This window comes from Alteromonas sp. ABE4_545, assembly GCF_056161325.1.
The window spans coordinates 1-20,967 of record NZ_JBSWYY010000021.1; the positions used below are offsets into that span (position 1 = coordinate 1).

Below are 20,967 nucleotides of genomic sequence, written 5' to 3' on the forward strand. Positions count from 1 at the left end.
TGATCAAACTCTTCAATTAAATATATCGAAATATGAATTGTCGTTGTGACACTCTTTAACGAGTGCCCACACAGATTGTCTTGTTATCAATTTTTAAAGAACAGTGCGAAAATCTCATTTCGCTGCTTCGTGAACTCTTTTAAGTTAGCCCCGAAGCGGGATGCGCATTCTACGCTCCTGGTTCTCAGTGTCAACACTTTTTTGAAAATTAATTTTCGAAGCGTTTCGCTGAAACCCGCTTCAGACAAGGCCTGAAGCCCTTCGTCGTTTCGGGCTGTTTGGCCTTCCCCGTCGAAGTGGAGCGCATTATAGAGAACTCACTCCTAGGGTCAACACCTTTTTTCATAAAAATGTCATTTTTCGTTTGTTCGGTTAATTACTCACCATTTCCAGTATTTAGCACGCTTTCTTTGTTTTAATTTTCGCCATAGGTTTATCGGTTTTTTACTGACCTTACTTTGTTCATTACTAATAAAGTCCTCTACCGCGTCCAGTACTCTGGCACTATTTAGCCCATCTCGATGCGCTTCGTGTTGAGACATGTAAGCTTGGATAGTGTCCATCAAGGCTTTTGGACGTGATAAAGCCTTATCTATGGCCTCAGGCAATGCTTCTTGTTCCGTTACATTAATTAGGTGCGGACCAGGGTTGGTATTATTAAAGGTCACTACTGGTGTATTTAATAATAAACACTCCAAAATAATAGAAGAGCTGTCGCACAAGAGAACATCGGCTTGTTGAATAGTTTCTACCGTGACATTACGCTCAAAAGACACATGCTCATGTTGTGCCGCCAAAGCTTTATATTGTTCAAGTACGTTGGTATCTGAGAATTTTGGGTGAAACGTAAATTTCCAATTCCACGTTTTGGTTTCAACCATACTTTTAATTTGATCAAACACCACTGGGGCACACGTAATGCTTTTGCTAAACGTAGTCGCAAAAAGAATCGTTGGCTTGTCATGTACAACATGATCGCCATTAACCAAGCTATCTACTTTTGGCCACCCCGTTTCATAAACGCGAAAAGAGTTATCCGATTTGGCTTTCTCACTAAATGGTAGAGTGCTCGAAGGACCTTGAGTGCAATACATATCGAAAGCCCCTCGAATTTTAAAGTGGTCATCTTCTTGCGCACTCTTTTCTCCGCGCTTAGCGATTGGATAGCCATGAAACACCGCAACTTTAACACCTGGTAGGAAGTAATAGATGTAATTGCCAGGTGTAAATATTGCGGTAGGCTGGTAGGCAATACACTCCTCTATAGAATGTAATTGTTTTTCATCATCGTTAAGAAGGTTTTCACAGCCAGGCTCAAGATACCAAGCCGCCTCATCACCTCGGGCTCTAATCACAGTTTGAAGGGGCCGTAAAATGGGATAGGCGTAGGCAAGAGAACAAAAAAAGACAAAGCGCTTTGACATAATACTTACTTATACTTTCATTAAATTTTTATGACACCCCTTGCTTAACTACACGTCTTTGAAGATGATTGTTTTACAACAATAACAACAAAAAAAGAGCGCTTCGGCTCGTTTTAATTATGATTTGCCATCAACAACAATGTGTATTTGTCCACGTTCCAAAAACCGGTGGGCAGAGTGTCGAACAGTATTTTTTAGACTTAAATGGGTTAACGCTCAAAAACAAAGATAAGCTACTTATTACGAAAAATGCCAACCCTTCAAAGGGGCCATCGCGCCTAGCTCATCTTAGAGCTCATGAATATGTAGATTGCGGGCATATTTCTAAAGCAGATTACGAGCACTATTTTACGTTTGCTTTTGTACGTAACCCTTGGGCAAGACTCGTTTCAGAATATTTGCACAAAAAGTTAGATAATAAGTTTAACTTCAAAGCGTTTATATTCCACCATTTACCGGCCCAAAATGACTTTTGTGACGCCTACCGACATATTATTCCTCAAACGGACTACTTGCTAAACGACTCGGGGCAACAAATTGTCGATTTTGTCGGTCGATTTGAAAACCTCAAAGAAGACTTTGCTTATGTGTGTGAGCAACTGGCATTGAAAGAAGCCAATCTACCGCATGTTAATTCAACATCCAGTATTCGTCGTTCCCTTGAAAGAAAAGCCCGTCACCTATTTAGAAGAGAAAAACGCGTTAAATGTCATTACACTGAATACTATGATCAAGAAACAATAGAGAAAGTTGCCGAGCTTTATGCATGTGATATTGCTATGTTCGGTTACACCTTTGATGGAAAATAGTATGTCTACTCCCCTCTCTTCATATAAAGGCGTTGCCCCTTCATTGGGTCACGCTGTCTATGTTGCCGATTCAGCCCGATTAGTCGGTGATATTCATTTAGATACCGACAGCAGCATCTGGCACATGGTCGCAGCTCGTGGTGATGTTAACCATATTCGCATAGGTAAACGTACTAATGTGCAAGACGGTACTATCCTTCACGTTACCCGTCGCTCACCCAGCAACCCAACAGGCTACCCTCTTATCATTGGTGATGATGTGACTATTGGCCACAAGTGCATGCTTCACGGATGTACCCTCGGCAACCGTATATTGGTTGGTATGGGCGCTATTGTTATGGATGGTGTCGTTGTTCAAGATGATGTATTTATTGGCGCGGGTACTTTAGTTCCGCCTAATAAAACATTGGAAAGTGGTTATTTGTATGTTGGTAACCCTATGACCAAAAAGCGACCTCTTAACGAAAAAGAAGTCGCCTTTTTGAAGCAATCAGCCACAAACTATGTTGAGCTGAAAAACGAATATATCGCAGAAGAATAAAGGCTATAGCAATGGGAAGGCGCGTTACATGCTCTTTCTCATGAACTGCAATACTTCCTGTGTGTGCGGCTTTTCATTGGTCCAGATTGTAAAAGCCGCAGCCGCTTGCTCAACCAGCATACCTAATCCATCGAGTTGTTGTGCAGCACCATGCTCTTTGGCATAAGCCATAAACGTAGTTGGTTCACTACCATACACCATGTCATAGGCCACTGAGCAACGCTCGAAAAATTCTGGCAATACCGTTGGCAACGTGTGACTCAAACTTGCAGAAGTCGAATTAATAATAACATCAGGTGCAAAAGCACAAGTAGCTTCAGCGCTAGACATAGCAACAACACGGCTGTCTCTACTTTGCTCTGCAAGTGCTACCGCTTTATCGGTACTCCTGTTTAACACCAATAATTGCCCTACACCTGCATCTAATAAAGGATGAACCGCTCCTTTCGCGGCACCACCGGCGCCAAGCAACAAAACCGTTGCATCTTGCAACCGAACACCGTGATTCATTAAATCGGTTACCAAACCAATGCCATCTGTATTAAAGCCAGATAGCGAACCGTCTGGCTCTTTTTTGATCGTATTAACGGCTTGAGCCAACTGCGCGGCGGGGCTACATCTGTCTACTAAACGAAAAGCCTCTTCTTTGAAAGGCACTGTTACATTACAGCCTTTGAATTGCACGTCAGCAAAAAATTGGCGTGCTTCTTCTGCAAAATCCCCCAAAGAGAGCTCTTCTTTAGTATACGACAATGTCACATCACAAGATTTAGCAAACATTTGATGGATAGTCGGTGATAAACTCTGAGCTATCGGATTTCCAAATACAGCGAATTTTTGCATGGGTCTACTTTCGTTTTTATCAAAATCAAACACGTCTTCCTCGCACTCTACTTCGACCTCGACGCCCTATCAAGCGATAGGAGGAGAAAAATCAGTACATGCGATCGCAAATCGCTTTTACGATATTATGGAAACCGACCCTTTCGCAGCAGAATTACTGGCAATGCACCCCCAACCTCTCTCGCGCATACGCGAGGTATTCTTTCTCTATTTATCCATGTGGTTAGGCGGTCCCAATACCTATGAAGCACAATTTGGCCACCCGAGATTGCGCGCCAGACATTTGCCATTCGCCGTTACCCCAGCACTAAAAGAGCAATGGATGTATTGTATGCGTAAAGCCATGTACGAGAATGTGGAGAATATACAATTAGCAGAAAAGCTATTGCAGGCAATAGATCAATTAGCCGAACACATGATAAACACCCGGCCATAAAAAAGCCCCTCATCCAAAGGGGCAATTGGTCAGTATGCTATTTTGCTTATTATTAGAATGTGTAGCCCAATGAAATAGTGTATACCCAAGGGTCAATTTCAATATCAGACACTTTGCCTTCAGCACCGCTTAGTTCAAATGTGGCTGAAGTATCAATATCGATCCAACGCACTGAAGCATTTAAGTGCCACTTGTCTGTGAGTTTATAATCAGCACCCAGTTGCGCTGCAATCCCAAATGAATCATCCAAATCCAGCTTAGTTAAACCCGCTTCTTCATTCGCTGAAGTAAATTCTTCATCAAAGAAAACCGTGTAGTTTAAGCCAAGCCCAGCGTATGGCTGAAAAGTCGCTGATGGGTCGTTGAAATAGTAGTTAACGCTAATAGTAGGTGGCAAGTGCTTCACTTCACCTAGCTTGTTACCAGTACCAAGTGGATCTGCGACACCGAAATCAACGTCATGGCTAAACGGCGTGGCCGCGAGTAATTCAATGTTAATTCTATCAGTTAGAAAGTACGCTACATTTAAGCCAATCTGTGTGTTGCTGTCGACCGCGACACCCAGTCCTAAATCAGTGTCGCCGGCAATAATATTTGAAGAGGCATCATCAGGAGAAACTAGCGTCAAACCGCCACGAACAACCACGTCACCTTTTTGGTAAGCAAACGCAGCAGGAGCAGCAAGTAGAGATAATGCGACGAGTGATGCAATAGTAGATTTTTTCATAACGTTTTCTCATTTGTTTCAGTTGATGGGGCTACTTTACGCCTTTAACCCCAACAAAAATTGATCTGAAACAAGTTTGAAAAAACGGTCACTTAGCCCCGTAATCTTGATTGATCTGCATCAATCGATTGAGGCCATTACCAGTCAGTAGGTGTTAACCACTGTTGTAATTTTGCTTCCGCGCTGCCTTCTGTAGGTTGGAAATCATATTCCCATCTAGCCAGTGGCGGCATTGACATTAGAATTGACTCGGTACGGCCACCGGTTTGTAAACCAAACAATGTACCTCTGTCGTAAACTAAATTAAATTCAACATAACGACCGCGGCGATATAATTGGAACTGCCGCTCCTGCTCCCCATATTGCTGCGCTTTTCGTCTTTCTAAAATGGGAATATAGCCATCGAGGTAACCGTTACCTACATCCTGCATAAACTGAAAGCTCTTTTCGAAACCCAACTGATTGAGGTCATCAAAAAATAGGCCGCCTACGCCACGAGTTTCATTGCGGTGCTTTAAATAGAAGTATTCGTCACACCATTTTTTATACGTTGGGTAAACCTCATCACCGTAAGGCGCACAGGTTTTCTTTGCTACATCGTGCCAATGCACCACGTCTTCCTTAAACGGATAAAAAGGCGTGAGGTCAAAACCACCGCCAAACCACCAAATCGGTTTTTCACCGGGTTTCTCCGCAATAAAAAAGCGAACATTAGCATGTGACGTGGGAACGTATGGGTTGTGCGGGTGAATAACCAATGACACCCCCATAGCTTGGAAGCTGCGGCCTGCAAGCTCTGGACGAGACGCTGTAGCCGATGCAGGCATAGCATCACCGAAGACATGAGAAAAATTCACACCACCTTGCTCAATCACGTCGCCTTTTATTACCCGAGTGCGACCGCCACCGCCCTGCTCACGCACCCAAGCATCTTCTTTGAACTGTCCTTTTCCATCAGCCAACTCTAAGGTCTGACAGATGTTGTCTTGCAGCCCCATTAAAAATGTTTTGACTCGCGCTACCGCCGTTTCGGCATCGATGTCTTCTGGTAAAAAATCGCTCATAATTAATCTCGGATAATGTTCCCGGTCTCGCCGTCGCGAATCGTACTAGGCTTTGAAGAGTTACCCACATTTCCCTCTACATAGTGAACGGCATCGCCAAAGTAAGCTCGCGCTTCTGCAATATTCGCTGCGGGTTGGTCACCACTTGGGTTAGCACTCGTAGACACTAAGGGTTTGTTAAACTTTTCACAAAGCGCTTTGGCAACGGGATGGTCAATCACACGCACTGCTATTTTATCGTGTTTGCCCGTTATCCATTCTGGCGCGGTTTTACTTTTCGGCAGCAACCACGTATTCGGGCCAGGCCAACTAGAAAAAATAGCAAAACGTCGGTCTTGGGAAATGGCATTGTCATCAACATAAGACAACAGTTGAGAGTAGTTGGCGGCAATTAATATCACCCCTTTTTCTCGAGGACGTTGCTTGAGTTGCAACAATGCTTCTACTGCAGATTGGTTATCGGGATCACACCCAATACCCATGATTGCTTCGGTGGGGTAAACCAATAGCTGTCCAGATTCAAATGCTTCAATGTCTTTATCTATCTGGCCATGTTGTGATTCAGTTGTCACGCTTCGTTCTCTGTTTGTTGATAACCACACAGGGGCTGTGGACACGCCTTACGCCCCTTTTTATCAATGAGAATAGCCCAGCCACACTCAGGGCAGGCTTCGTCAATGGGTTTAAAATTTACCACATATCGGCAGGAAGGATAACGATTGCAGGAGAAAAAGCGCTTTCCGTATTTATTGGTTCGCTCAATAAGATGCCCTTCGTGACATTTTGGACAATTCACCAAAGTGTCTTGTTGTTTTTTAATTGACTCTATGTGATGGCATTCAGGAAAGTTACTACAACCGATGAACATGCCGAAGCGGCCTTTTTTAACCGCCATTTCACTACCGCATTCAGGACATGCTGTGCCATCTAGCACTTTTATTACTGTGGTGTGATTGTCGTGCAGAGCTTTACTGAAGTGACATTCGGGATAACCAGAACACCCAACAAAGGGGCCGGCTTTGCTATTTCTGATATGTAAGGGTTTACCGCACTCGGGGCACTCGCCCGCATTACCGTTTAGTGCGTGTTCATGCGCACTAAACAGAGAATGATCAATTTTAGACATGGAAGACAGCTACACTCCCATATGACGAGCAAACTTAATGCAAAATGCCATCGTGCTCTTCAAATAACAAATCTTCCATTTGGGCGTAGGCATTTTCCTTTCCGGGCACATTAAACAGCACCATAAGGACAACCCATTTTAAATCTTCAAGACAAAATTCAACGGAATCAATTTCCATAACCCTGTCTATCACCATTTCTCGTGTCATTGCGTCAAGTACGCTCACTTGCTCTAGGAAAAGCAAGAAACCTCGACACTCTACGTCTAGGCGCATTTGCTCTTGCGAGGTATAAACCCGAGTTAAACTCGATGTAATACCTTTACACAGGTAAGGATTAATATCTGTCTCTTGCAATGCAGCGAGTTTTTCAAGCCAAGCCAAGGCTTTATAGATTTCATCGTGATGAAAACCAGCCCTAACCAGTTCATCGGTTAGTTCGTCTTGATCTACGCGAATTTCGGTTTCGCTATGGATGAAGTTCTCAAACAGATACATGAGGATATCGAACATGTTATTTCCCCCTCAATTTGACGTAGCCACCAGGAACCGCTGCTACTAAACCACGCAACTCATATTCTAGTAATACTGCCATGACAGCTGACACAGGCAATTTGTTGCGTTCGGCGATGACATCAACATGTGTGACATCAAAATCAACACTATCTAATAATGTATCGGTTGCCAAGCTCTGTTCCTCACTTTTTTTATCGCAATGTTGGCGGTTTTTATTTTGCGAGGAGACAACCGGTTGAATTTCTTCTACTACATCATTAACTGTAGTCACTAATTTGGCACCTTGCTGAATTAAATGATGACAACCTTCCGCCAAGGGGTTTCGAATACTGCCCGGCACAGCCATCACGTCACGCCCCATATCTGCGGCCAAATTAGCAGTTATCAAGGAACCACTACGAATATTTGCTTCCACAACCACAGTAACGCTCGATAAAGCGGCAATAATGCGATTGCGTTGCGGAAATTGATGTTTTCGCGGAGGCATACCTAACCAAAACTCGCTAATAACACATCCCCCTTCATCAATGATGCGCTGCCTTAAAGCCTGATGGCGTTTTGGATAACAGATGTCTACTCCTGTTGCGACAACGGCCGTGGTGCGCCCCCCCCCTTGTAAACCACCTTTATGTGCTCTTCCATCTATACCTCTTGCTAGGCCACTGACAATGGTGAGCCCTTGATCGCTGATACCAGCCGACAGCGACTCTGCTATTTCACCGCCAGAATGAGTTGGGCTTCGGCTTCCGACTACCGCAACCCCAGTACGAGTAAGCAGGTTAGGGTTACCAATCCCTAACAGAAACAAAGGCGGATTGACGAGTGTTCTTAGCATGTCTGGATAACGGTCATCAGAATAAGACAGATAGAAGTGTCGGTTGTCCTTCGACAACCAGTCTTGTAAACGCAACTCCCCTTCTTTCGCGCGCTGAATTTGCGCTTGCTGTTTTTGGCTAAACCCTAGGGCTTCCAATGCGCTTTGTGTTGATGTTGCTAGCTCCGCCATCGACAGTTGATGCTTGTCGAGTAACGCTAACCACTGCGAGGGGGTAAAGCGTTCAACACCAGAGGTAATAAACCAAGGAGATAATAAAGAAGCAGAAGTTGAGGAAAGAGAAAGATTATGTTGATGCATGTTGCCTCATTATTAATATGAGGCAGCACATGAGAAATTTGAATCGCGCCTAGTGGCGACTGAATTAAGGCTTACCCACAATGGCGCCTCGCTTCACTGTGTCATTGGCCCTGGTAATGATGGCATAGCTGGCATTATCGAAAGTGCTGAACACCATTAACTCACCAATTTTCATGGCGGGTTGCGTCACTTTATCCCAGAACCGCAAACCGTCTCCTACACCGGTAAAGGCATTGTTATATTGAGGCGGCTCACCGTCGATAATTTCAGGCCCTCGTGCATAAATACCCATGACAGTGCCCGGTTCAATATCACTTTGCCCCAAGTCCACTACCACAACATCGTATTTGCCGAGTAAGTTGTACTGATGCAAGCTACCAACGATAAAGCCTCGTTGTGTTTCCGCGCCTTGAAGCTTGAGAAATGGGGGGCTAGGATGCTCCAGTGTCATCAATTTATCGCCCGGCTTTGTCTCTTCATTCACCGAGGTGAGAGCTACCACGCCGTGGTCATCCTCAGCCGTTGCCACTAAGTCTGCATCTCCTACATGCCGTAATTGCACACCCAGAATATCGCCATCTATATTTTTAATAATAGTGTCGCGACGCATAAGTCGATACTGTACTAAAGCTGGGTTTTCTATTTGGCTCAATACCAACTGTTGATCAACAAATCGAACATGGCCTTGTTGATTACCCAGTAGTTGCGGTAAATCTTCGTAGTCGTCTTCATTCACTATTAAGTGTTGGTCGATATAAGGCGCAATGACCGACCAAGGTAATAAATTAATAGGCTGATTGATTTTCTCCACCCGTCCAACACCGGGCTTCAATACCATCTGGCGCTTTTCTCGTGCAATCGCAATCACAGGTTCGCCGTCGACGTAACGAATGGTGATCACGTCGCCCGGATAAATTAAATGGGGGTTTTCAATTTGTGTATTTTTACGCCAGAGTTCCGGCCATAACCAAGGCTTATCAAGAAATAAATTGGCGATGTCCCATAAGGTATCTTTTGGTTTGACGGTGTAAGTCGATGGTGCAGATTGTTTTATTTCAACCGCTGCGTGCAAAGTAAAACTGAGCCCCAAAAGTACTAACAGACCAAGCACGTGACTTAATTTTTTCATTGCGACAAACCGCTTATTCATATCGAAGACCTGACCCTCCCCCTGATAAGCTCTATACTTATAAGCGAGGAGCCTCTTGAATTATACTGCACCAAAACCCAGTTATACTGTAGAATAGTAGGCCGTATGATTGTGTAAATAGCGTTTGTGAAATCAACGTATATTTATTGATACAGACAAAGCGACAGAAAAACCGAGTACCAAATGGCAATATTAGACGTTTTAAGTTTCCCAGATGAGCGCTTACGCACCGTGGCAGAGCCCGTTGCTGAAGTAAATGAAGAAATTAAACAACTTGTTTCTGACATGTTCGAGACGATGCGCGATGAAAAAGGCATCGGCTTGGCTGCAACACAAGTAGATCGCCATGTGCAAGTCGTGGTGATGGATGTTTCTGAGGAACAAAATGAGCCGCGTGTCTTTATCAACCCTGAGATTACCGCTCGCGACGGCATGACAATTTCGGAAGAAGGTTGTCTCTCGGTGCCAAATAACTATGCCAAAGTTGAACGCTCTGAAACCATTACAGTAAAAGCGTTAAACGAAAATGGCGAAGCATTTGAACTCGATGCCGAGGGGTTGCTCGCTATTTGTATTCAACACGAACTCGATCATCTCAAAGGTAAGTTATTTATTGATTACCTATCGCCTTTGAAACGCCAACGTATTCGCAAAAAACTTGAGAAAGACGCCCGCTTAGCTGCGCGCGCCTGAGGATAAGTTTTGACTGAAAAATTACGAATTGTTTTTGCTGGCACGCCAGACTTTGCGGCGCGCCACTTGTCTGCACTGATCAATAATCCACATCACGACGTTATAGCAGTTTACACACAACCCGACCGCCCTGCCGGTAGAGGAAAGAAACTCACGCCATCGGCAGTGAAGGAAGTCGCACTCGAACATCACCTACCCGTTTATCAGCCCGCAAGTTTAAAGAGCGAAGAAGCCCAAGCAGAACTCGCTCATCTCAATGCTGATCTCATGGTGGTAGTGGCCTATGGTTTGTTGTTACCCAAAGCTGTGTTAGCAACCCCAAAATTCGGCTGCATTAATGTACACGGTTCAATTTTGCCACGCTGGCGTGGTGCTGCGCCCATCCAAAGAGCAATTTGGGCGGGAGATAAAGAAACCGGCGTTACCATTATGCAAATGGACGAAGGGCTAGACACTGGCGATATGTTGCATATAGCCAAACTACCGATTGAGGATGAAGATACCAGTGCAACGCTTTATGAAAAGCTTGCTGAAGTGGGGACTGAAGCGCTCACTTATGTGGTCGACAACTTGTCATCACTGAAGGCTGAAAAACAAGATGACGCCTTAGCCAACTACGCCAAGAAATTGTCAAAAGAAGAAGCACAAATCAACTGGCAAGATACGGCGGAACAGATCGCTCGTAATGTTCGCGCATTTAACCCTTGGCCCGTGGCTTGGTTTGGTGTTGGCGAACAAAATGTAAAATTATGGAAAGCCAAACCACTCACTCAAGAAGCTAGCCACCCGAGTCCGGGTACGGTGATCCGCGCCGATAAAAACGGCATTGTGGTAGCCACTGGCAGTTGCCCTATTCTGTTGGAAATGCTGCAAATTCCGGGCAAAAAAGCTCTGCCTGCTGTCGATGTTATTAATGCGAGGAAAGCGTGGTTCAACCCTGGAAGCTTGATTGGTAGCGATGCCTAGTACTCCTCAATTCCCTCTTCCCAAAAAGGCTAACCTACGCGCCGACTGCGCGTGGGTGTTATTTCAAATTCTCGAATGTGGCGTATCTTCTCGTGAATGTTTAGGCAAAGCACAACCTCGGCATTCGCCCCGCGATCGTGCGTGGATGCAAGAAATGACCATGGGTACTTTACGTCAGTTGCCTCAATTGCAACTCTGGTTACGTGATTTGCTCAATAAGCCGCTAAAAGGCAACAAGAAGATCCTCGAACACCTATTATTACTTGGCCTCTATCAGCTCGCGTTTACACGCGTATCTGATCACGCGGCCGTGGGTGAAACTGTCGATGCAGCAAAAGTATTAGGTGGCGACAGCCTTAAAGGCTTAATCAACGGCGTATTGCGCACTTTTCAGCGAGAGGGCGATGACCGCGAAGTTTCAGATGACCCTCGGGTTCGCTCCGGTTTGCCAAAGTGGATATTCAAAGCGATTCAGGCTGCTTATCCAGACAATGCTAATGATGTTATCGACGCCACTAATAGTGTCGCGCCAATTTGGCTAAGAGTGAATAAACGCAAGATCAGTCGCGATGCATATACACAAAAGCTACGTGATAACGACGTGGCATTCAGTGTAAGCGACTTCCATACCGATGGTATATTGCTAACCCAACGCACTGATGTAACAAGTTTGCCCGGCTTTGAAGAAGGTGAATTTGCGGTACAAGATGGTGCGGCCCAATTAGCTGCGCACTACCTTGCGCCGCAAGACGGTGATCGCATACTCGATTGTTGTGCCGCTCCGGGTGGAAAAACCGGCCACATTATCGAATCGGCAAATGTTAAAACCTGTATCGCGCTCGACAGCGATGCCTATCGCTTAAAACGGGTGTACGAAAACATGCAGCGTTTGGGGCATTCACCTATCGTAGTAACAGGTGATGCAAGTCAACCTGACTCATGGTGGGATGGAGAACAATTTGACCGTATTCTGCTTGATGCGCCCTGTTCAGCCACAGGCGTCATACGTCGTCACCCAGATATTAGATGGTTGCGAAAGTCTTCCGATATTACCGAGTTAGTGGCGCTACAGGCGAAGATTCTCGAAGCATTGTGGGCGACTCTCAAGCCAGGTGGTACTTTGTTATACGCAACATGCTCGATACTACCGCAGGAAAACACTCAACAAATTGCAGCGTTTCTCGCGCATCATGATGACGCGTCATTGTTACCACTTAACAACAGCGAAACCACCAGTAAACCTGGACGTCAGATTTTACCCGCTGAACAACAAATGGATGGTTTCTACTATGCGAGACTGCTAAAGTCTTGTTAATGATTGGGTAATTCAAAAAAGTATCGAAGGCAATGAAGATTATCATCCTCGGTGCCGGCCAAGTGGGCGGGACGTTAGCTGAGAACTTGGTTGGTGAGAAAAACGAAATAACCGTTATCGACTCTGACCCAAATATTCTAAGAGCGTTGCAAGATCGTCTCGATTTACAGGTAGTCGTGGGTGTAGGCTCTCACCCCGACATATTGCGCAAAGCAGGCGCTGAAGACGCAGACATGTTGATTGCGGTTACCAACAGTGACGAATCTAATATGTTGGCGTGTCAGGTTGCATACAGCCTGTTCAAAACTCCCACCAAAATTGCCCGTGTTCGCTCTGAACAGTACATCATTTACCAAGAGCAATTATACAAGCAGCAAGACATTCCCGTTGATCACATTATTGCCCCCGAGCAATTGGTGACCCAAGCGATTAAACGTCTTATCGACTACCCTGGCGCCTTACAGGTAGTCGAATTTGCAGACGGCAAAGCGAGCCTCGTGGCTGTGAAAGCTTATTATGGCGGTTTGCTAGTAGGTCACGCCTTATCAGCGCTGAAAGAGCACATGCCGAATGTAGAAACGCGAGTAGCGGCCATTTACCGTCGAGGCAGACCAATTCGCCCGCTTGGCACTACCGTAATCGAAGCCGATGATGAAGTGTTTTTCATCGCGGCTACCAAACACATTCGCGCAGTGATGAGCGAGCTACAAAAGCTCGAGTCTAGCTATAAACGCATTATGATTGCAGGCGGTGGTTTGATTGGCGCAGGCCTCGCCAAGCGTCTTGAGCACAAGCACAACGTGAAGCTCATAGAATACAGCCCAGAACGCGCCCAGTATCTTTCGGCAAAACTGGATAAAACCATTGTCTTTAGTGGCGATGCTTCTGATGCAGAACTACTTGGGGAAGAAAACGTAGAGCAAGTAGACGCGTTTATTGCCGTGACCAACGACGATGAAGCAAACATTATGTCTGCCATGCTTGCCAAGCGAATGGGCGCTAAAAAGGCGATGGTGCTTATTCAACGCAGTGCCTATGTTGACTTGGTCCAAGGTGGCGAAATTGACATTGCTTTCTCTCCTCAACAAGCCACCATTTCAGCCCTGCTCACTCACGTGCGCAGGGGCGATATAGTTAATGTGTACTCACTTCGTCGTGGAGCCGCAGAAGCAATAGAAGCCATCGCTCATGGCGATAAAAATACGTCGAAAGTAGTGGGCCGAGAAATTGGCAGTATTAAGCTACCACCGGGCACCACCATAGGTGCAATTGTTCGCGAAGATCAGGTTATCATTGCACATAGCGATACTGTAATCGAAGCCAATGACCACGTGATTTTATTCTTGGTTGATAAGAAATTTATTGGTGATGTTGAAAAGCTGTTCCAACCCAGTGCGTTTTTCTTTGGTTAAACAGTAACAAGCCTGATGCATAAGAGGCTAACGTTTCAGAGGGTAAGGCTGCCGTGCCTACCCTCGCCAAAAAGTCGGTGAGAACAACACCAATAATGAGAACACCTCTAACCGCCCAAACAACATAGCCAAAACAAGTAGCCATTTACCCGCGTCACTCACCTCTGCATACGTAGTAGAAACACTGCCCAGCCCAGGGCCTAAGTTGTTCAGTGTTGCGGCGGTTGCAGTAAAGGCTGACAGATTGTCCATGCCAGTGGCTATCATGCCAATCATAATAACGACAAAAACGATGGCATAGGCGGAGAAAAAGCCCCACACCGCTTCAACCACTTTGTCAGGCATTGCGCGTTCACCCAGTTTTACTGAATACACCGCTTTGGGGTGAATAAGGCGATCTATCTCACGCTTGCCCTGCAAGAATAACAAGAACACGCGGATCACTTTTAATCCGCCGCCCGTTGACCCTGCACATCCGCCAATAAAACTTGAAAAGATAAGCAATATGGGCAGAAAAGAAGGCCACGCAGAAAAGTCTGTTGTAGCAAAACCAGCTGTTGTGCTGATGGATACCGCTTGGATAACAGCTTGATCCATCGCTTCCTCTGCAGAGGAATAATAGCCCGACAACGTTAGCACTAAGAAACAGGTAATAATCAACGCCGCTTGCACAAAAAAGAAGGCTTTAAATTCAGGGTCGTACCAATACCCTTTTAAGCTACGATTATTGGCCGCTGCATAATGTAACGAGAAATTCAGAGCTGCAATAAGTAAGAAAACCGCGCAGATAATATTGATCATAGGGCTGTTGTAATAGCCCAAACTGGCGTCGTGGTTAGAAAACCCACCAATTGCAATGGTGGAAAAGGAATGGCAAATAGCGTCAAACCAATTCATTCCCGCTAACCAAAAAGACACTGTACACGCTGTTGTCAGCGACAAGTAGATATACCAAAGGTGCTTAGCTGTATCGGCGATACGCGGCGTCATTTTGGAGTCTTTCACTGGGCCAGGAGTTTCTGCGCGATAAAGCTGCATGCCCCCAACGCCCAATATAGGCAAAATGGCTACGGCAAGAACAATGATCCCCATACCGCCGAGCCATTGAAGCTGTTGTCGATAAAACTGTACTGAATGCGGGAGAAAGTCGATCCCTTCGATAACCGTCGCTCCCGTTGTCGTTAGACCAGAAAACGACTCAAAGAAAGCATCGGTGATACTCATGCTAGGCTGTTCTAACAGGATAAATGGGATCGCACCAAAACTTGCCAGTACGGTCCAAAATAACACAACAATTAAAAAGCCTTCTTTTGCTCTTAAGTCTCTTTTTTCATGCCTGTTGGGATACCAAAAAGCGATACCCGTGATAACACAAAGCAAAAAAGCAAGGATGAACGGCAAGCCACTACCATCCTGATAAATGAGCGATATAAGCGCTGGCGGGATCATAGTCACGCTAAAAAGCGCAACTAAAAGCCCTAAAATACGTATGATGGCGCGATAGTGCATGTTAGAAAAACAGTCTTTGTTTAGGCTTCATCATTGATGCCATGGCAGTGTTATTATTGTTGCTTGCAGCAAAGTCCTGTCGAATAGTGATATTCCAACACACATTGCTCAACCAATTACATTATGCGTTGCTTACCCACAAAGCGAAAGGGGAAATATTCCCCCTTCATCGTGATTAAGCTTCTTATTTCAGTGCAAAGACTGCCTTCACCATTTTATTTAGGCCTGTGAAAGCCTCAGAAATCGAACCTGCAAGCATATATGCAGGTGTGGTGACAAGCTTGTTGGCTTCATCTATCACTACGTCTTCAACCGAGCATTCAACATGTGATGCACCCAAAGCAGTGACCCCTGCGGCAGTGTCTTTGTCATTCCCAATAGTCAGTTTTACGCCATTACCGTAAACAGCTGCGGCTAATGCCGGCGCTATACAAGCGTATGCAGCGGGTTTGCCTGCTTCCGCAAATGCTTTACAGGTAGCAAGTACAGACGCGTCTACATCGCATTCAGGGCCTTTGATGGCAAAGTTACATAAGTTTTTCGCCGCCCCAAAACCGCCTGGCAAAATGAGTACATCAAACTCATCAACGTTACACTCTGTGAGTGACTTTATTTCACCCCGCGCTATGCGTGCCGATTCAACCAATACGTTTCGAGTTTCACTTTCAACTTCACCGGTTAAATGATTAACCACATGTAGCTGCGCTATATCAGGTGCAAAACAAGTGTAGGCTCCGCCCTCTTGCTCAATGCTCAACAAGGTTAGTACGGCCTCGTGAATCTCAGCGCCGTCAAACACGCCACACCCACTTAAAATCACTGCAACTTTCTTCATTTCGCCCTCCAGGCCCTGATTTATTTGGCTTATGCTTTTTTGGATTATCGCTGTCGAATAATTAATCAAAATTTTATTGCGCGACAACTAGGATTTATTAACGAGTATGCTACATTAACTAGCCAACTGGGTGAAATTGAATTCAGCAACCCAGCACTTACAAAGTAAGTTATCCACAAAATAAGATGGAAAAAACAAGACAGGATAGCGGTCATTTCTGTGCGTTTAGATTCCTTTATATTCCTAGCTTCTGGTCAAATTAAGTGATCGGCATGGTGCTGCGCGAAGATCAACCATGATCACAGATCTCACAGACTTATCCACAAACTGATCCTTTTTGTGATCTTTTTCACATGCCATGATCTTTTTTCTCTGTATGTAAATCAGATCAAGTTGCTTTGTAGCGTTCAAAACGCGGCTGTGGCATCCTTCTCTACCTAATCCTTATAAAGCCAAAATCGCACCTATGTCTGAGACTAAAAAGCCACCATTTATCCTTGTCGACGGTTCGTCCTATTTGTTTAGAGCCTTTCACGGCATGCCGCCCCTGACGAACTCCAAAGGTCAGGACACGGGCGCAATTTATGGTGTGATCAACATGCTTAAAAGCTTGATCAATCAGTACCAACCCACGCATATGGCCGTTGTTTTTGATGCTAAAGGCAAAACCTTTCGCGATGATATTTATCCAGAATACAAAGCCAACCGCCCTCCTATGCCAGAGGAGCTCAGAAGCCAAATAGAGCCATTGCACGCCATCATTCGCGCTATGGGGCTACCGATTATCGTTGAAAGCGGTGTAGAAGCCGATGACGTGATCGGTACCCTAGCACGCCAAGCCAGTGAAGCAGGCATCGATACGTTGATCAGTACCGGTGATAAAGACATGGCACAGCTTGTCAATCAGCACGTAACCCTGATCAACACCATGAACAACCAAATTATGGATGTTGAAGGTGTTAAAGAGAAATTTGGCATTCCACCTGAGTTGATCATTGATTTTCTCGCCTTGAAAGGTGACAAAGTCGATAACATTCCCGGTGTGCCCGGCGTAGGAGATAAGAGCGCGCAAGCCTTGCTCAATGGTATTGGTGGCATTTCTGCGATCTACGAAAACCTTGATGATATTGCCGGTTTGTCGTTCCGTGGTTCCAAAACCATGGCTAAAAAGATGCAAGAGTTTGAAGAGCAAGCCCGCTTATCTTACGAATTAGCGACCATTCATACTGAAGTGGAGCTGGCGTCTACACCGCAAACACTTGTCCCCACAGAAGCCGATAACAGCGCATTACAGAACCTGTATGCTGAGTATGAGTTCAAACGTTGGTTTAACGAGGTCAGCAAGAACCAAGCGCCAGAACAAACACTTAGTGAAGAGACGGAATCCGTTACCTCTCAAGACGACGCTGTCGAGACAATCGAAACGCAATATGAAACAGTATTAGACGAAGCGGCTTTCAGCCGTTGGCTAGACATTATCAATCAAGCTTCTTTAGTGGCTTTCGATACAGAAACAACCAGCCTGAATTACATGGAAGCAGAATTGGTTGGACTGTCGTTCGCAGTCGAGCCAGGCGTTGCAGCATATGTACCCGTTGGCCATGATTACCCCGACGCGCCAGAACAACTATCGAGAGAATGGGTATTGTCACAACTGAAACCTTGGTTGGAAGACAACACCAAACAAAAGGTTGGGCAGCATCTCAAATACGACAAAAATGTACTCGCTAATTACGACATTACGCTAGCTGGCATTGCATACGATACAATGATTGAATCATACGTATTCAACAGTACCGCCACCCGACATGATATGGATTCACTGGCGCAAGTTTATCTAAACTACGCCACAGTTCATTACGAAGATATTGCGGGCAAAGGCGCTAAACAGCTGACATTTAATCAAATTGAACTAGAAAAAGCCGCCCACTACGCGGCAGAAGACGCTGATATTACCCTGCGCTTGCATCAAGCTATTTGGCCAAAACTCAAAGCCGAAGATGGCTTAGAAACGGTATTTAAAGATATCGAACTCCCATTAGCCAGTATCCTTTCTCGAATGGAACAAACCGGTGTTTTAATAGATAGCCAACAGTTAGCTCAGCAAAGTCAGGATCTGGCTAAACGCATTGTCGAACTAGAACAAGAAGTTCACGATATGGCGGGTGAAGCCTTTAATCTTGGCTCAACAAAGCAACTACAAGCCATTTTGTTTGAAAAGCTCGAATTGCCGATTATCAAGAAAACACCAAAGGGCGCACCTTCAACGTCTGAAGAAGTACTTCAGGAGCTTGCCCTTGATTATCCGTTACCTAAGTTGATCATGGAATATCGCGGGCTAACAAAACTGAAGAGTACGTACACAGATAAATTACCCAAGATGATCAACCATCGCACAGGTCGGGTACATACTTCTTATCATCAGGCAGTGGCCGCGACAGGGCGTTTGTCGTCTACCGATCCTAACTTACAGAACATCCCCATTCGTACTGAAGCTGGCCGAAAAGTACGTAAAGCTTTTGTTCCTCGCGATGGATTTAAGATCGTAGCTGCGGATTACTCTCAAATTGAACTTAGAATTATGGCTCACTTGTCTGGCGATGAAGGCCTACTTACCGCTTTCTCTGAAGGTAAAGACATTCACAGAGCAACCGCTGCTGAAGTATTTAATGTAAGTGTGGAAGACGTGACAGACAATCAGCGTCGTAGCGCTAAAGCCATCAACTTTGGCCTGATTTACGGTATGTCTGCATTCGGGCTGGCACGTCAACTCAACGTATCACGCCAAGAAGCGCAAGCCTATATGGACACTTACTTCGAACGTTATCCTGGTGTTTTGCAATATATGGACGACACCCGTGAAAGCGCTAAAGAAAAAGGCTACGTTGAAACTGTGTTCGGTCGACGCCTGTATTTACCCGATATTAAAGCCAGTAACGGAGCACGAAGAAAAGGCGCTGAACGAGCAGCGATTAACGCCCCTATGCAAGGTACAGCAGCCGATATTATCAAAAAGGCAATGATTGCAGTGGACTCATGGATCCGTGATGAAGCCAGCGAAGACGTGATCATGATGATGCAAGTGCACGATGAATTGGTGTTTGAAATAAAACAAGACAAGATTGACGCCTATACTAACAAAATCGTTTCACTGATGGAGCAGGCCGTTAGCTTATCTGTACCACTTTTGGTAGAGGCTGGCGTGGGTGAAAATTGGGATGAAGCGCACTAATCTAGTAAATTGATTACAACAATTTGCCAAAATCATGCTGTTTTTTCGCATTTTTGGTAATTAAATTACACATATTGCTTGCCTTTTGTGCCTTATTCAGTAAGCTTAACCATGTAGGGTACAGAGGTGAGAAATCTGTTTTCAAACCTTTGCTTTAACCCCGGCCGGTTGGTCGGGGTTTTTTTATGCCTAAAATTCCGTCAAGGTAATCGTTTTCATTCCGACAATTTGGCAGCCTCTCACATCGGCTCAGCTCGATATTGCGCAATACTCAAACATGAAAGGGCCGCTAACCGCTTATAAGCCCTGTATGCTCAGCGATTTAGCAGAAAAATTTCATAAGAATAAATTATTGAAAAGAAAGGAAAAAGTAATAATTAAGGAATTTAATTTCACTTTTTTTAGAAATAGTATGAACTTTTGCTTCTGGTGAGACTCTATTTAATCGGTTTTTATGTGTTTTCTCTCAGTCCTACTTACGGCCCCATTCGAATGAATGGGGCTTTTTTCTTTCTAACGACAACTACTCTGCACTATCGTTGTTTACGCCAACTTCAAGCCACTTGTTTAGAATGCTTTCTACCTCAGGAATACCCTGTTTGTTCAACGAAGAAAACGTATGAACGGTTACATCACCCATAAAGGCCAATGCAGCATCTCTTGCCATTAACAACTGCGCTTTGCGTTTTCCAGACTTCAATTTGTCAGCCTTTGTGAGCAAGGCAAGTACAGGCAAACCCGCGTCAACAGCCCAGTGGATCAGATCTTGGTCTAAGTCTTTAAAAGGGTGGCGTATATCCATCAACACCACTATTCCACGTAAACTCTTGCGCTTTTGTAGGTACTCCCCTAGCGCCGCTTGCCACTTTTTCTTCATCGCAATAGGCACTTGTGCGTAGCCGTACCCTGGTAAGTCGACTAGACGACGCTGCTCGTCTAACTCGAACATATTAATTAACTGGGTACGGCCAGGGGTTTTACTTGTTCTGGCCAAGTTTTTCTGGCGCGTTAGGGTATTCAACGCACTGGACTTTCCAGCATTTGAACGACCGGCAAATGCCACCTCAATACCATCGTCGTTCTGTAAATGACGAAGGTCTGGTGCACTGGTTAAAAATTTAGCTTTGCTGTAATAACTCATGGTAAATCTCGAAAATGCGTTTTTTTGGCATTTCTTTGTCTAAAGTCAATATTTTGGGCTACGCTAAAACCTTAGTTTTAGCATGGAAAAGGTTT

Annotated in this window: 20 protein-coding genes; 8 read left to right on the forward strand and 12 right to left on the reverse strand. The window is 45.1% G+C overall.

The window, feature by feature from the left end:
• Nucleotides 1–380: 380 nt before the first annotated feature.
• The gene (locus ACXAH6_RS15745) at nt 381–1,424 is read right to left on the reverse strand and encodes a CDP-glycerol glycerophosphotransferase family protein (protein WP_474878343.1); all 1,044 of its coding nucleotides are present in this window, start codon (nt 1,422–1,424) and stop codon (nt 381–383) included.
• Between the two features lie 119 nt (nt 1,425–1,543).
• Between ACXAH6_RS15745 and ACXAH6_RS15750 the strand changes: the two genes are divergently transcribed.
• Nucleotides 1,544–2,233, forward strand: a complete 690-nt coding sequence (locus ACXAH6_RS15750; protein ID WP_474878345.1) for a sulfotransferase family protein — start codon at nt 1,544–1,546, stop codon at nt 2,231–2,233.
• Nucleotide 2,234: 1 nt separating this feature from the next.
• Nucleotides 2,235–2,774, forward strand: a complete 540-nt coding sequence (locus ACXAH6_RS15755) for a gamma carbonic anhydrase family protein (protein ID WP_474878347.1) — start codon at nt 2,235–2,237, stop codon at nt 2,772–2,774.
• Between the two features lie 24 nt (nt 2,775–2,798).
• On the opposite strand, the gene aroE is transcribed toward ACXAH6_RS15755, so the two are convergent.
• Nucleotides 2,799–3,617, reverse strand: a complete 819-nt coding sequence (gene aroE / locus ACXAH6_RS15760) for a shikimate dehydrogenase (RefSeq protein ID WP_474878348.1) — start codon at nt 3,615–3,617, stop codon at nt 2,799–2,801.
• Here aroE and ACXAH6_RS15765 point away from each other — a divergent pair.
• A complete protein-coding gene (locus ACXAH6_RS15765; RefSeq protein WP_474878350.1) occupies nt 3,616–4,053 on the forward strand; it encodes a group II truncated hemoglobin in 438 nt (145 codons plus the stop codon). The two genes, aroE and ACXAH6_RS15765, sit on opposite strands and share 2 nt — an antisense overlap.
• A 52-nt stretch (nt 4,054–4,105) precedes the next feature.
• On the opposite strand, the gene ACXAH6_RS15770 is transcribed toward ACXAH6_RS15765, so the two are convergent.
• The 7 genes from ACXAH6_RS15770 to ACXAH6_RS15800 all read right to left on the reverse strand — a co-directional run bounded on the left by ACXAH6_RS15770 (nt 4,106) and on the right by ACXAH6_RS15800 (nt 9,748).
• Entirely contained in the window at nt 4,106–4,780 is a 675-nt protein-coding gene (locus ACXAH6_RS15770) for an OmpW/AlkL family protein (protein ID WP_474878352.1), read from the reverse strand.
• 137 nt (nt 4,781–4,917) lie between these two features.
• Nucleotides 4,918–5,844: an oxygen-dependent coproporphyrinogen oxidase gene (hemF, locus tag ACXAH6_RS15775; protein WP_474878353.1), complete on the reverse strand. Its 927-nt coding sequence runs from the start codon at nt 5,842–5,844 to the stop codon at nt 4,918–4,920.
• A 2-nt stretch (nt 5,845–5,846) separates the two neighbouring features.
• Nucleotides 5,847–6,416, reverse strand: coding sequence for an L-threonylcarbamoyladenylate synthase type 1 TsaC (gene tsaC, locus ACXAH6_RS15780; RefSeq protein WP_474878355.1), 570 nt, complete (start codon nt 6,414–6,416; stop codon nt 5,847–5,849).
• Complete coding sequence (locus ACXAH6_RS15785; RefSeq protein ID WP_474878357.1) at nt 6,413–6,970, reverse strand: DNA topoisomerase family protein; 558 nt, start codon at nt 6,968–6,970, stop codon at nt 6,413–6,415. Before ACXAH6_RS15785 ends, tsaC begins: the two co-directional genes overlap by 4 nt.
• A 34-nt stretch (nt 6,971–7,004) precedes the next feature.
• The gene (locus ACXAH6_RS15790; RefSeq protein ID WP_474878359.1) at nt 7,005–7,481 is read right to left on the reverse strand and encodes a DUF494 family protein; all 477 of its coding nucleotides are present in this window, start codon (nt 7,479–7,481) and stop codon (nt 7,005–7,007) included.
• A 1-nt stretch (nt 7,482) separates the two neighbouring features.
• The gene (gene dprA, locus ACXAH6_RS15795; protein WP_474878360.1) at nt 7,483–8,619 is read right to left on the reverse strand and encodes a DNA-processing protein DprA; all 1,137 of its coding nucleotides are present in this window, start codon (nt 8,617–8,619) and stop codon (nt 7,483–7,485) included.
• Between the two features lie 64 nt (nt 8,620–8,683).
• Nucleotides 8,684–9,748, reverse strand: coding sequence for a LysM peptidoglycan-binding domain-containing protein (locus ACXAH6_RS15800; RefSeq protein ID WP_474878362.1), 1,065 nt, complete (start codon nt 9,746–9,748; stop codon nt 8,684–8,686).
• A 204-nt stretch (nt 9,749–9,952) separates the two neighbouring features.
• Here ACXAH6_RS15800 and def point away from each other — a divergent pair, with 204 nt between their 5' ends.
• From def to trkA, 4 genes are read left to right on the forward strand one after another with little or no spacing between them, the layout of a single operon-like run.
• A complete protein-coding gene (gene def, locus ACXAH6_RS15805) occupies nt 9,953–10,462 on the forward strand; it encodes a peptide deformylase (protein WP_474878363.1) in 510 nt (169 codons plus the stop codon).
• Nucleotides 10,463–10,471: 9 nt separating this feature from the next.
• Nucleotides 10,472–11,428 (forward strand): methionyl-tRNA formyltransferase, encoded by a 957-nt coding sequence (gene fmt / locus ACXAH6_RS15810; RefSeq protein WP_474878365.1) that lies wholly within the window; start codon nt 10,472–10,474, stop codon nt 11,426–11,428.
• Nucleotides 11,421–12,743, forward strand: coding sequence for a 16S rRNA (cytosine(967)-C(5))-methyltransferase RsmB (gene rsmB / locus ACXAH6_RS15815; protein WP_474878445.1), 1,323 nt, complete (start codon nt 11,421–11,423; stop codon nt 12,741–12,743). Before fmt ends, rsmB begins: the two co-directional genes overlap by 8 nt.
• A gap of 32 nt (nt 12,744–12,775) precedes the next feature.
• Nucleotides 12,776–14,155 carry a Trk system potassium transporter TrkA gene (gene trkA / locus ACXAH6_RS15820; RefSeq protein ID WP_474878367.1) on the forward strand — a complete coding sequence of 460 codons (1,380 nt, stop codon included), beginning with the start codon at nt 12,776–12,778 and terminating at the stop codon, nt 14,153–14,155.
• A 57-nt stretch (nt 14,156–14,212) separates the two neighbouring features.
• Here trkA and ACXAH6_RS15825 read toward each other — a convergent pair whose 3' ends face one another.
• Both ACXAH6_RS15825 and elbB read right to left on the reverse strand, forming a co-directional pair.
• Nucleotides 14,213–15,664, reverse strand: a complete 1,452-nt coding sequence (locus ACXAH6_RS15825; RefSeq protein ID WP_474878368.1) for a TrkH family potassium uptake protein — start codon at nt 15,662–15,664, stop codon at nt 14,213–14,215.
• Nucleotides 15,665–15,848: 184 nt separating this feature from the next.
• Nucleotides 15,849–16,499: an isoprenoid biosynthesis glyoxalase ElbB gene (gene elbB, locus ACXAH6_RS15830; RefSeq protein ID WP_474878369.1), complete on the reverse strand. Its 651-nt coding sequence runs from the start codon at nt 16,497–16,499 to the stop codon at nt 15,849–15,851.
• Between the two features lie 466 nt (nt 16,500–16,965).
• Here elbB and polA point away from each other — a divergent pair, with 466 nt between their 5' ends.
• Complete coding sequence (polA, locus tag ACXAH6_RS15835) at nt 16,966–19,731, forward strand: DNA polymerase I (RefSeq protein ID WP_474878371.1); 2,766 nt, start codon at nt 16,966–16,968, stop codon at nt 19,729–19,731.
• Nucleotides 19,732–20,254: 523 nt separating this feature from the next.
• Here polA and yihA read toward each other — a convergent pair.
• Nucleotides 20,255–20,872, reverse strand: coding sequence for a ribosome biogenesis GTP-binding protein YihA/YsxC (gene yihA, locus ACXAH6_RS15840; RefSeq protein WP_474878373.1), 618 nt, complete (start codon nt 20,870–20,872; stop codon nt 20,255–20,257).
• Between the last annotated feature and the right edge of the window lie 95 nt (nt 20,873–20,967).

What these genes read in the sequence shown, in the direction of transcription:
- ACXAH6_RS15745 (WP_474878343.1), bottom strand. Translation starts at nt 1,424, where the DNA reads ATGTCAAAGCGCTTTGTCTTTTTTTGTTCTCTTGCCTACGCCTATCCC.
- ACXAH6_RS15750 (WP_474878345.1), top strand. Translation starts at nt 1,544, where the DNA reads ATGATTTGCCATCAACAACAATGTGTATTTGTCCACGTTCCAAAAACC.
- ACXAH6_RS15755 (WP_474878347.1), top strand. Translation starts at nt 2,235, where the DNA reads ATGTCTACTCCCCTCTCTTCATATAAAGGCGTTGCCCCTTCATTGGGT.
- ACXAH6_RS15765 (WP_474878350.1), top strand. Translation starts at nt 3,616, where the DNA reads ATGGGTCTACTTTCGTTTTTATCAAAATCAAACACGTCTTCCTCGCAC.
- aroE (WP_474878348.1), bottom strand. Translation starts at nt 3,617, where the DNA reads ATGCAAAAATTCGCTGTATTTGGAAATCCGATAGCTCAGAGTTTATCA.
- ACXAH6_RS15770 (WP_474878352.1), bottom strand. Translation starts at nt 4,780, where the DNA reads ATGAAAAAATCTACTATTGCATCACTCGTCGCATTATCTCTACTTGCT.
- hemF (WP_474878353.1), bottom strand. Translation starts at nt 5,844, where the DNA reads ATGAGCGATTTTTTACCAGAAGACATCGATGCCGAAACGGCGGTAGCG.
- ACXAH6_RS15785 (WP_474878357.1), bottom strand. Translation starts at nt 6,970, where the DNA reads ATGTCTAAAATTGATCATTCTCTGTTTAGTGCGCATGAACACGCACTA.
- ACXAH6_RS15790 (WP_474878359.1), bottom strand. Translation starts at nt 7,481, where the DNA reads ATGTTCGATATCCTCATGTATCTGTTTGAGAACTTCATCCATAGCGAA.
- dprA (WP_474878360.1), bottom strand. Translation starts at nt 8,619, where the DNA reads ATGCATCAACATAATCTTTCTCTTTCCTCAACTTCTGCTTCTTTATTA.
- ACXAH6_RS15800 (WP_474878362.1), bottom strand. Translation starts at nt 9,748, where the DNA reads ATGAAAAAATTAAGTCACGTGCTTGGTCTGTTAGTACTTTTGGGGCTC.
- def (WP_474878363.1), top strand. Translation starts at nt 9,953, where the DNA reads ATGGCAATATTAGACGTTTTAAGTTTCCCAGATGAGCGCTTACGCACC.
- rsmB (WP_474878445.1), top strand. Translation starts at nt 11,421, where the DNA reads ATGCCTAGTACTCCTCAATTCCCTCTTCCCAAAAAGGCTAACCTACGC.
- trkA (WP_474878367.1), top strand. Translation starts at nt 12,776, where the DNA reads ATGAAGATTATCATCCTCGGTGCCGGCCAAGTGGGCGGGACGTTAGCT.
- ACXAH6_RS15825 (WP_474878368.1), bottom strand. Translation starts at nt 15,664, where the DNA reads ATGCACTATCGCGCCATCATACGTATTTTAGGGCTTTTAGTTGCGCTT.
- elbB (WP_474878369.1), bottom strand. Translation starts at nt 16,499, where the DNA reads ATGAAGAAAGTTGCAGTGATTTTAAGTGGGTGTGGCGTGTTTGACGGC.
- polA (WP_474878371.1), top strand. Translation starts at nt 16,966, where the DNA reads ATGTCTGAGACTAAAAAGCCACCATTTATCCTTGTCGACGGTTCGTCC.
- yihA (WP_474878373.1), bottom strand. Translation starts at nt 20,872, where the DNA reads ATGAGTTATTACAGCAAAGCTAAATTTTTAACCAGTGCACCAGACCTT.